We start from the raw sequence: 10410 nt of genomic DNA, 5'->3' as shown, positions 1-10410 counted from the left end.
CTCCCTGGTTGTGGTGTGTTGGGGTGGGTGCCAGCCCGCGCGGCGCAAGGCCGCGCGGGCTGGCAGATCAATGCGCCGAGGTCAGGCCACGTTGGTGGCGCAGGACCCCTGGCAGCTCGGCTTGCAGCCGTCGTCCGTCAGGTTGATCACCGTGGCGGAGCCGTCGCCGGACTCCAGGACGCTGATGTCCAGGTCGAACGCGTCACCGCCCGCCGTGGCGGCCGGGGACTGTGCCTGGACCTTGATCGTGTTCGCGTTCATGCGGGTTTCTCCCTACTCGTCGTGCGGTGGAAGATGATCAGGCCACGTTGGTGGCACACGGGCTGGAGCAGGTGCTGCCGCAGCCGTCGTCGGTGAGGTTGATCAGCGTGGCGGAGCCGTCGTCGGACTCCAGGACGCTGATGTCGAGGTCGAATTCGTCGATCTGCATGTGGTGATTCCTCCGTTGCCGTGCGCGGCTCCGATCGAGCCGCGAGGGACGTGCCGCGTGGGCGGCGCTGACAGGACATGGGCGTCGTGCCGGTGGTCTGGTGCGGTCAGGAGCCGCTGGAGATACAGGCGTTGCCACCGCAGGTTGAGCCGCAGCCGCCGTCGGAGGCGATACTCGCCCCGACCGTGCCACCCAATTCGATGACGCTGATGTCGAGGTCGAACGGATCCTGCGCGGCAGAGGCCGAGGCGGTCCTCATGCCCTGGTCGGTCACCCTGGGAGTCACGGGAAACCTCCTGATTGGTCCGGTGGAACACTTTGATTCGGTGTGTTGCGGTACGGCCGACCCCGGTGGGCAGCAGCTGTGTGGCCTGCGCCAGTCGGGTCCTCGCCGGCCACCTCTTCAGACACGAGAACTGCTGTCCGGAAGAGGAGTTGGGGACGGGACACGGAAGTCCGAAAGGTGAACCGAGATACGCCGTCAGGCTGCCGCGGGCTGCGCTTGAGGATGGTTCTTCGCGGCCTGGTCCAGCACCCGGGTGAAGTGCTCGGCCCGCTTGTCGCCCTCGGCCTCCTGAGCGCGGAGGTCGCCGAAGCGCTGCCAGTAGCGCCGGCAGACGTCACTGCTCATGACCATCTCGGCGTAGAGCGGCAGCTGTCCGTCGCGGACGCGGCCGAGGCAGTGTCGGAGGCTGAGGGCGCAGATGAGTCGGTTGGCCGACATGAGCTGCTTGTACTCCTCGGCCTTCATGTCCTCGGGCTTCCACAGCTCGGCGAGGTCGGCGATGGTGGACACCCGGTTCAGCCAGTCGAGCTGGTTGCCCGCGCGGAGCGCCTCGTGCCGCTCGGCCTGGTGCCGTGCGTTCTGCCTGAGCCGGGCGGCTCCGACCACGGCGGTCGTGAGGGACAGGGCAACACCGGCAGCGAGGACGGCGGTAGGGAGCTTCATCGATCAACAACCCTTTCGCAGAGCGGATGTGCGGCATGAAGGCCGAATGGTGGGGACCGCGGTGTTCCGCTTGTTCACGCGGCCTCCGCGAGGACGACGCTCGGGACTTCATCGGTAGAGCCGTTAGGCATGTACCGGCTACGCACCGTCTCCAGTGCGACAGCGATCGGCGGCAGACCGACCGTGGCCCTTCGTTTGTCGACGGATCCCGGCGCGCGCAGTGGGCACAGCTCGATGCGGTCGGAGCGCAGCAGGAGCTGGGTGCCGTACTCCTGGTCCTGGCCGGTGTTGATGAGGGTGCGGTCGTGCAGGTGTGCCCAGTGGTGGACGAGCGCGTCGCCGACCTCGACCGCACGTCCGAGCAGGATGGTGGCGGCGCGCTGGAAGACGAGATCGTGGTCGCTGTGCAGGGCGATGCTCCAGGCGGCTCGGGCAGCAGCAGGGCCGACGAGGCGGTGGCCGGGCCACTCGTATTCGCCCAGGACGCGGTGCAGAAACTTGGCGTTGGCGTAGTCGGTGTGCCGACCACGGCCGAGTTGGACGCCATCGAGCTGGTTGCGCACGCGTGTGGCCCGGTGCGCGGCCGATTCCGTGGCGCGGGCGATCAGCTCGCGAGCGATGTCGGGCCGCTGCGGCTTTTCGGTTGTCACGTGCTGCTCCCTTCTTCCGCGGCAAGATGGGGAGCTTGGGTTTGGCAGCTGATTAGTGTGCTGAGTCGGGGGCGGTGCTCGGCGGCCAGTTCGAGGCGGGCGACCCGGTCCCCCTCCCGTCCCGGACCGGAACCCCGCACGTCCCAGCCCATGTCCGTGAGCCGACGCAGCAGGGCGGCGATGGGTTCGGCTTGCAGGGTGTGGCCTGCCAGGATTTCGGCCCGTACGAGCGGGAGGCTCTGCCGGGCGGCGAAGTCGGAGGCCCACAGGGTGATCAGCCGGGTGATGTCGTCGGGTTGCTCGGGCAGGGTGTGGACGTGGCCCAGGCGGAGGCAGGGGCCTTCGCCCCAGCTGAGTCCGGGGTCGCGCGCGCGGACCATGCAGGCGAGCAGCTTTCCGTCCTCGAACAGACCGGCCGACGTCGTGTGCGGGTCGCGGAACAGGGCCGGCACGTCGGCTTGGGCGGGCACGGGGAGACCGCGCAGGGTGAGCCAGCGCTGCCGGTCCTGCACGAGGGCAGCGGCTTCCGCGCGCTCGGCGTCCGTACGTAACCTGCGCACCGCGTACACGGCGCCCGGGTACTTCGCTGCGAACGAGGTGGAAGCCGGAGCCCCCTCGTTGGCCAGGGGAGTGGGGGGCCTTCTCACTGGCTCGCTCCGCTCCGCGCCGCCGGGTCGGTCGGCAGCAGCTTCCAGCCGTGGGCAAGGATCACCAGGTGGGTGGTGTCCCGCGCGCCCGTGTCGGCGAGAAGTTGGTCGAGTGCGGCGCGCTGGTCGGCGGGGGCGAGCTTGGCGGCGACGGCGATGTCACGGGGGTCGCTGGGCTCGGCGACGGCTCGGAGCAGCAGCCGCTGCTCCGGGGTGAGGGATGGCGCTGGCCGGTCCGCCGTGGGTGAGGCCACCTGCTGGGTGGTGAACAGGCGGTGCACGATCACCGGGGGCTTGCAGCGGGGCGGGCAGTGCAGGCTCTCACGGATGTCGCGCATGTACTGGCGGACGGTCACGGCCGACAGGCTGGTCTCTGCCGCAATCTCCTTGGCCGTGAGGCCGTTCGCGAGGTGCTGGGCGACGCGCTGCAGGGTCGGCGTCAGGGGCGTGATCGGTGCGCTGGTCGTCACGGGCGGGGTCACGGTGTCTCTCTCGGCTGAGTGGATGGTCACTGGGAGGGGTGCCGCCGGTCCCCGCGGGGGACGGGGCCGGCGGCACGGGCCCGTGCGCGGCGATGGGGAGTCACGGGGTGCCGCGCACGGGGGCTCATGCAGCGGTCGGATCGGGTCGTGCCCAGGCGGCTTCGGCGGCGAGGTGCTCGGACCACTGGATGTGGTCCTCTGCGAAGGCGGCGTCGGCCAGGCGTATGCGCTGGACTTCGCCGGTTCCGGCCGGTGGGTAGGTGTGCTGGATGTCGCGCCACAGGCGCTGGACGATGTAGTCGCCATCGAGGGCGTTGGCGCCGTGCAGTTCCATGGCGTCCTGGGCGGACTGGACGGCCCACTGGTGGCCGAGGTATTTCGAATTGATCAGGTCGGCGTCGCAGGGCAGGCCCTGGTCGAGGAGGTGCACGGCCTGGTAGGCGAGTATGCGGGCGGCGCGCAGGCGGGCTTCCATGCCGCCGACGCGGTCCCGCAGGACCGGCAGGTCGGACAGGGCGCCCTGGTAGCGGGGGCGGGTCTTGAGCCGGGCGGTGGTGGTGTCCACGACGGCTTCGTGGATGCCGAGGCTGACGGCGGCCAGGTTGGGGCGGCCGTAGAGGATGCTGCTGCTCTGGGCCACGGCCAGTCCCTGGCCGATCTCCCCGACCACGTTGTCCTCGGGGACGCGGACGTGATCGAGGTCGAGGCGGCCGGCGGAGAAGCCATGCAGACCGAGCCCGGCACAGTGGTCGGAGACGGAAAGTCCGGGGCGGTCGGCTTCGACCATGAACGCGGTCAGCGCCTGTGAGGTGCTTACTCCCGGCCCGGCGGTGCGGGCGACGACGAGGTGGGCTCCGGCGAGGTGGCTGTTGCCGATATGGATCTTGCTGCCGGTGATCACCCATTGGTTGCCGATGTGTTCGGCGGTGGTTTCGATGCCGCCGATGTGTCCGCCGGCGAGCGGTTCGGTCACGGCGATCGACAGCAGCACGGACCCGTCCGCGACCCGGGGAAGCCAGCGGCCCTTCTGCTCGTAGGTGGCGAAGTGCAGCAGAGCGCCCACGGGGATCAATGTGGCCTGCAGGATGGCCGCGGCAGCCGCCGAGACCCGCGCGATGCGGTGGACCAAGACGGTCCTGGCCACGTGTCCGGCGCCCAGCCCGCCGAAGACCGCCGGGACGGTGACAGCGAACCACCGCCGGGCGGCCATCAAGTCGGCAACGTTGCGCTCCACCCTGCCCGGAGCGGCCTCCATCCGCGCGGCGCGCGGCGCGACGTGCTCGGCCGCGAAGGCGTCCGCCTCCTGCCACAGCAGATCGTGGCGGGCGGTGAGGTAGGGACGCAGCGCCGGTGGAGGCGTGGTGGGCGTGGCGGACATGGTCTCCCTCTCCCTGAATGAAGGTCGCAACGCGTGGAGCGGCCGGGGAACGCCTACGGCTCCCGGGTGGGAAGTTGTGGAACGGCCTAGCGGACGAGGGCGTGGGCGATGTGGTCCATCACCTGTGCACTGGCGTTGATGACGATGTCCCGCAGACGACGTGCCTCGGCCAGGGGCCGCTTCTCGGGGTCGATCACACACACCGTGCCCAGCACCGTGCCGCTGTCGTGGATCAACGGAGCGCCGAAGTAGGAGCGGATCCCGACGGCGTCGACCACCGCGTTGCCGCTGAAGCGCGGGGACGCGTGCACGTCGTGCAGCGGGAGGGCCTTCCTGCGGGCCATGACCTCCGGGCACCAGCCGTGGTCCCGGCTCATGGTGCGGCCGACGATCACGAACCCGCTGTCCGCGGGCGGCTGGTGCAGCCCGACGAAAGTCTGCTCCTCCAGGAACAGGTTGACGAACCCGTACAAGAACCCGGCCTGTGTGGCCATGTCACGGGCCAGCTCGTCGAAGTCCTCGTTGGCCACCGGGGGCACGCCCAGGCGGTTGAGCAGCTCGTAACGCTGAGCCAGCTCTAGCGACTGCTGAGGTCGCTGGCTGGTGAGGGCGGTGCCGGGTGGGGTGAACGGGCCGGGGGTGGTGTCCCGCATGTCGCGCCGAGGCAAGGACCGGGCGGGCGGGGCAGTCTGCGGCGTGCGGTAAGGGTCGCTGGGGTGCTGTGACATCAGGCGTCCTGGAGGGTGGTAGAAGGGGTGTGACCAGCGCGATTGGTGGTGGCGGCGCAATCGACGGCGTGGTCGACGAGGGCCAGCAGAACGCCGGCGACGTGATTCGTGTCGCGGGCGTCGCAGGTGACCACCGGCACGGCGGCGGGGAGTTCGAGAGCGGCGCGGACCTGCTCGGGGTGGTAGCGGTGTGCGCCGTCGAACTGGTTGACCGCGACGACGAAGGGCAGGCCGATGTCTTCGAAGAAGCTGACGGGCGTGAAGCTGCTCTCCAAGCGGCGGGTGTCGACCAGGACGACCGCGCCGACGGCGCCGCGGGAGAGGTCGTACCAGAGGTCGACGAACCGGTCCTGGCCCGGCGTGCCGAACAGGAAGAGCTCCAGAGGCATCGGTGCATCGGGCAGGCTCAATCGGCCGAAGTCGAAGGCGACCGTGGTGGTCCGCTTGGACGCCAGGCCAGCCAGGCTGTCGACGTCCGCGCTCGCCTCGGTCAGGTACTCCTCCGTACTCAGCGGCGTGATCTCGCTGACGGCGCCCACTGCGGTGGTCTTGCCCGCGCCGAAACCGCCGGCGAACACGATCTTCAGCACGGTCGGCGCACCGGCCTGCGAGTGCGGCGAAACCGTGGTCGGGTCATCCGGCCTGGGGATAGGCGACGGCATCAGGCCACTTCCTCTTCAAGCTGGCGGAAACGGCTGCCAGCAGTTGGATAGACGGACCGGACCCTGCGCCGGTATCGGCATAGGACTGGGTCAGGGGGACGACGAGGGCGTCGGCGTCCAGGAGGTCGGAGACGAGCACTTTGACGGCGGTCACGGGCCGGCCGAGGCGGCCCGCCAGCTCGACCACCGACCGCCGGCGCTCCCGGCACAGGGCGAGAATCTCCCCGCACTCCTCGGCCTGCGCCGGGCCTGGCCGTCCCTGCCCGGCCTCCAGGACGGTTTCCAGAGCGAGCAGGTGCCGCGGCTTGGTACGCCCGCGCGTCACGGCGTAGGTCCGCACGAACGCCGACTCCTCGGCCGCGCGGCCGTACGTGGTCACCGGACCTCTCCGCCCGTGCCAACGCGGACGGGGATCAGCATGTACGGGGCGAACTTCTGGACCAGGCGCCCCATCTCGAAGCCGACGGTGCCCACATCGGCGTCCCGGGTGGCGATGACAGCGAGGATCGTGTCCACCTCACCCCGTTCGGCACCGGGGTGGGTGTCGAAGGCCGCGCTGCGCCCGGCGCTCTGGACGAAGAACAGGCAGTCGTCTCGCTCGATGATGACCTGCCGGGCCGGCCTCTTCTTGTGGCTGGGGCCGGTGATGTTCGCTGCGAGGGAGGCGACCCCGCTGAAGGCGGCCGACAGTTCGTCCGCCCAGTCCTTGTCGACGTCGCTGTCCAGCAGCCGCAGTCCGTCGCGCGAGAGCAGGACGGCGTGCGTGACGCCCGGCGTCTCGGAGGCGAACTGACGCAGCAGCCAGGCCATGCTGTCCCGCTGTCCGCTTGTCGTCGCGGATGCGGGCGTGCCGTCGGTCACCTTGTTCATCGCGGGGTGGGTGCTCATGGGGATCGCTCCAGAAGGGGGAAGGGCCAGTGGGTGTACTGGGCCGCCGGGAACGCGGAAGAAGCGGGTCAGGGGGTGGGGTCTTCTGTCGAGGCGGGAGGGGGACTGGCGGTGCCGCCGGCCTGGAGGCCGCTGCGGAAGGCGGCTGCCAGCCTGGGCGACGCCGCGGACACGGGGGCTTGCTCCCGCTCCTGTGGCGGACGGAAAGGTTCCGACCGACGCGTGCGCGTGGGAAGAGCGGGCGCGTCGGCCGAATGACCCGCCGAGGTCGATGCCCCAGCGGCGCCGGGGCGTGCGACCTGCCCCACCCCTGGGGCGGCAGGAGCCGCGGCCACCTGATGCGGCTGCTGCCCGGACATGCGAGCTTCCTCGGGCTGCGGCGCACCCGCGTCCTCGACCGATGGAATGGCTACCAGGAGCCGTGCCGGTATGACGACCAGGGCGGTGGTGCCTCCCGTCGCGTTCTCCTGCAGGAGGACGGACAACCCGTGTGACTGGGCGATCTTCGCGGCGACCAGCAGGCCGAGCTGTCCAGCCCGGACCTGGCCGCTGACGTCGACCTCATCCGGGGCTTTGAGCAGGTGGTTCATCTGTGCCCGCGTCTGCGGGTGCATGGGAATGGCGCGGTCCTCGACCTCGATGGCCAGCCCGTGTGGCACCCGCTGCGCGCGCACCATCACCCGCGTCTCTGGATCCGAGCACTCGCAGGCGTTCTCGATCAGCTCGGCCAGCAGGTGCGTCAGGTCCGGCCCCACATGGCCGGGCAACCCCAGCTCGGCGCCCACGGATCCGGCCGCGACGGCCACCCGCGGATACTGCACAACCTCGGAGACAGCGCCACGCAGGGCCGTCGTGACGGGAACGGGCCGGCGCACGCTGCGCAGGGACTGTCCGCCCAGGACCGCCGTGCTCTCGACCTGGCGGCGCATCCGCGTCACGAGGTGATCGATCTCGAAGATCTTGGCCAGCAGCTCCGGGTCGTCGGTCAGCATCTCCAGCTGGCTCAGTGCCTGGAGTGCCTTGCTGACCAGGGCGTGCTCGCGCATGGCCAGGCGGCGAAGCACTTCCAGGAGGACCACGGACTGGGACTCGTCGTGCACGCGGATCAGCGACATGATGGCCTGCGCCTGGAGGGCACTCAGCGCGTTGTCGATCCCGGCGTTCGCAGTGGGCGACTGCGCGGTGTGCGGGTCCGGCAACGCTGGACGTTTTCCGCGGCACAGCTCGTCCGCCGACCACTGCACCGACTTCTCAACGGCTGCCGCTGCCCCTGTGACCGCTGTCAGCGCTGCTGACTGGGACTCCTCCACTGCCGACTGCACGGCACTGGCCACGGTGCGCGTTCCGTGTGCCGCCACCGCGACGACCGCCGCCAGTCCGCAGACCAGGCCGGCCAGGACCCAGCCGGGGCCTACGACGGACCCCGACCGGAGAGCGAAGGCGGCGAGCAGCAGCGCGGCAAGGAGTGCCAGGGGCAGTGCCACGGCGCGACGGGCGAGGTACAGCGTGGTCGCGTCGACTGGGGGCCGCCGTCTGCGGTGGCCGGTAGCGGCCGGCCGTGCCGGGAAGGCGCTGTCAGGCATGGGAATCCTCGTCAGGGGTGGGGTGGCTATGCGCGCTGCGGCGTCAGGTCTGCGGTGGACTGGCGCGTGCTGCGGGAGGTTGAGCGGGGTGCGGGAACCGCGAGCGCGCCGTGGCGGGGGGAGGACTGCGCCGCCATCTGCTGAAGGAGCAGGGCGCTCTGGATCAGGCCCATGTGGCTGAACGCCTGCGGGAAGTTGCCGAGCTGGCGCTGCTGGACGGGGTCGTACTCCTCCGCCAGGAGCCCGAGGTCGTTGCGCAGAGCCAGGAGGCGTTCGAACAAGGCACGGGCCTCGTCGGGGCGGCCGGTCAGGGCGAGGCCGTCGACGAGCCAGAAGTTGCACAGGAAGAAGGCGCCCTCGTCGCCGGTCAAGCCGTCCACCCCGACGTCCTCACCGCAGGTCGGGTACCGGTACACGAGCCCGTCTTCCGTGGAGAGTTCACGACGGACCGCATCCACGGTGCCGATGACGCGCGGGTCATCGGGCGGCAGAAAGCCGGTGCGGGGGATGAGCAGCGTGGCAGCGTCCAGCTCCTGCGAGCCGTAGGACTGGGTGAAGGTGTTGCGCACCGGGTCGAAGCCCTTGTCACAGACCTCCCGGTGGATCGCTGCCCGCAGCTCGACCAGCGGGGCCACGTCCATGTCGAGCGCGCCGGCCTCGGCCAGGCGGATGGTGCGGTCGACCGCCACCCAGGCCATCACCTTGGAATGAACGAAGTGCCGGCGAGCCCCGCGGATCTCCCAGATGCCCTCGTCGGGCTCCCGCCAGCGCTGGACCAGGTGCTCGATGAGCCGCTGGTGCAGGACCGCGGTGTCGGCGCAGTGGGCGACACCGCTCTGGTGCGCGAGGTACAGGGTGTCGATGACCTCGCCGTACACGTCGAGCTGCAGCTGGTTCGCCGCCCCGTTCCCGACCCGTACCGGAGCCGATCCCTCGTACCCGGGAAGCCAGGGAAGCTCCCGCTCCCGCAGGTCACGCTCCCCGGTGATCCCGTACATGATCTGCAGGTTCTCCGGGTCCCCGGCCACAGCGCGCAGCAGCCACCGCCGCCATGCCTGTGCCTCCTGCCGGTATCCGGTCCCCAGCAGCGCGGCAAGCGTCGTGGCGGCGTCGCGCAGCCAGGTGAAGCGGTAGTCCCAGTTCCGGTCGCCGCCGATCTCCTCGGGAAGCGACGTGGTCGGCGCCGCGACGATCCCGCCGCTCGGCCCGTAGGTCATGGCCTTCAGCGTGATCGAGGACCGGATCACGGCCTCGCGATAGGGCCCGTCGTAGGTGCACTCCTGCGTCCAGTCCTGCCAGAAAGCGAGCGTCTCAGCGAGGGCGGTCTCAGGGGCAGCAACGTCAGGGGCGGCTGCATGCGACGGGCACCAACTGAGCACGAACGCCACACTCTGGTCGGCGGCGATGGTGAAGGCGCTGACGACGACGCCGTCCTTCTCCACCTGCGGGACGCCGGTGTCGAGCCACAGAGCGTCCGCGCCGGCCTCCGCGACCATGCGCCCACCGACCTCGTGGATCCACGGGCTGACGCTGCCGTATCCCGGCTGAGGGCGCATGGCCGAGACCATGTCCACCTCGCCGCTCAGGCCCTCGGCGATCCGGATCACCTGCGGGGTGCCGTCGCGCGGAGGCATAAAGTCCAGGACGCGGACCGAACCCGTTGGGGTGCGCCACACCGATTCGAGGACGAGCGAGTCACCGCGGTACTGGCGCTCAGCGACCTTCTCTGAACCCCTCCGGCCTGCGGACGGGGCCGGAGAGATCTGCCAGGAGCCGTGCTTCTGCGTGCCGAGCAGACCGGCGAAGACGGCCGGCGAGTCGAAACGGGGCAGGCACAGCCAGTCGATCGAACCGTCATCGCAGACGTGGGCACTGGTCTGTGTGTCGCCGATCAGACCGTACTGCTCGATGCGCGGAAGCCGATTCATCGTGTGGATCTCCGTGAGCCCCGCAGGTTCGGGGCCGTATCAGGGCCGTCGCAGCGGCCGGGAACGGTGGGCGGTAGGTAGCTCC

General features: G+C 70.4%; 14 protein-coding genes. All 14 read right to left on the bottom strand.

The features are described 5' to 3' along the window. Positions 1-81: 81 nt before the first annotated feature. Positions 82-261 (bottom strand): FxLD family lanthipeptide, encoded by a 180-nt coding sequence (locus tag Q5694_RS18780; RefSeq protein ID WP_007491157.1) that lies wholly within the window; start codon positions 259-261, stop codon positions 82-84. Positions 262-298: 37 nt separating this feature from the next. Then, on the bottom strand, positions 299-430 hold the full coding sequence (locus tag Q5694_RS18775) for an FxLD family lanthipeptide (protein WP_007491158.1): 132 nt from the start codon (positions 428-430) through the stop codon (positions 299-301). 106 nt (positions 431-536) lie between these two features. Beyond that, positions 537-704 (bottom strand): FxLD family lanthipeptide, encoded by a 168-nt coding sequence (locus Q5694_RS18770; protein WP_333934294.1) that lies wholly within the window; start codon positions 702-704, stop codon positions 537-539. A gap of 207 nt (positions 705-911) precedes the next feature. Further along, positions 912-1379, bottom strand: a complete 468-nt coding sequence (locus Q5694_RS18765; protein ID WP_333934293.1) for a DUF6082 family protein — start codon at positions 1377-1379, stop codon at positions 912-914. A gap of 74 nt (positions 1380-1453) precedes the next feature. Next, entirely contained in the window at positions 1454-2029 is a 576-nt protein-coding gene (locus tag Q5694_RS18760; RefSeq protein ID WP_125537286.1) for a DUF6624 domain-containing protein, read from the bottom strand. After that, positions 2026-2676, bottom strand: coding sequence for a hypothetical protein (locus tag Q5694_RS18755; protein WP_333934292.1), 651 nt, complete (start codon positions 2674-2676; stop codon positions 2026-2028). The genes Q5694_RS18760 and Q5694_RS18755 overlap by 4 nt, the downstream gene beginning before the upstream one ends. Next, the gene (locus tag Q5694_RS18750; protein ID WP_333934291.1) at positions 2673-3146 is read right to left on the bottom strand and encodes a LuxR C-terminal-related transcriptional regulator; all 474 of its coding nucleotides are present in this window, start codon (positions 3144-3146) and stop codon (positions 2673-2675) included. Before Q5694_RS18750 ends, Q5694_RS18755 begins: the two co-directional genes overlap by 4 nt. 136 nt (positions 3147-3282) lie before the next feature. After that, entirely contained in the window at positions 3283-4536 is a 1254-nt protein-coding gene (locus tag Q5694_RS18745; RefSeq protein WP_333934290.1) for an acyl-CoA dehydrogenase family protein, read from the bottom strand. A gap of 86 nt (positions 4537-4622) precedes the next feature. Next, the gene (locus Q5694_RS18740; protein WP_333934289.1) at positions 4623-5264 is read right to left on the bottom strand and encodes a GAF domain-containing protein; all 642 of its coding nucleotides are present in this window, start codon (positions 5262-5264) and stop codon (positions 4623-4625) included. Then, positions 5264-5854 (bottom strand): GTP-binding protein, encoded by a 591-nt coding sequence (locus Q5694_RS18735; protein WP_333934288.1) that lies wholly within the window; start codon positions 5852-5854, stop codon positions 5264-5266. Before Q5694_RS18735 ends, Q5694_RS18740 begins: the two co-directional genes overlap by 1 nt. Positions 5855-5897: 43 nt before the next feature. Further along, positions 5898-6305: a DUF742 domain-containing protein gene (locus Q5694_RS18730; protein ID WP_125768822.1), complete on the bottom strand. Its 408-nt coding sequence runs from the start codon at positions 6303-6305 to the stop codon at positions 5898-5900. Next, positions 6302-6814, bottom strand: a complete 513-nt coding sequence (locus Q5694_RS18725) for a roadblock/LC7 domain-containing protein (protein WP_333934286.1) — start codon at positions 6812-6814, stop codon at positions 6302-6304. The genes Q5694_RS18730 and Q5694_RS18725 overlap by 4 nt, the downstream gene beginning before the upstream one ends. Before the next feature lie 68 nt (positions 6815-6882). Further along, on the bottom strand, positions 6883-8397 hold the full coding sequence (locus tag Q5694_RS18720; protein ID WP_333934285.1) for a sensor histidine kinase: 1515 nt from the start codon (positions 8395-8397) through the stop codon (positions 6883-6885). A 26-nt stretch (positions 8398-8423) separates the two neighbouring features. Next, positions 8424-10325: a glycoside hydrolase family 15 protein gene (locus Q5694_RS18715; RefSeq protein ID WP_333934284.1), complete on the bottom strand. Its 1902-nt coding sequence runs from the start codon at positions 10323-10325 to the stop codon at positions 8424-8426. Between the last annotated feature and the right edge of the window lie 85 nt (positions 10326-10410).

This window comes from Streptomyces sp. AHA2 (genome assembly GCF_036857595.1).
Taxonomy (GTDB): domain Bacteria; phylum Actinomycetota; class Actinomycetes; order Streptomycetales; family Streptomycetaceae; genus Streptomyces.
This window is presented reverse-complemented; position numbering and strand designations above follow the sequence as displayed.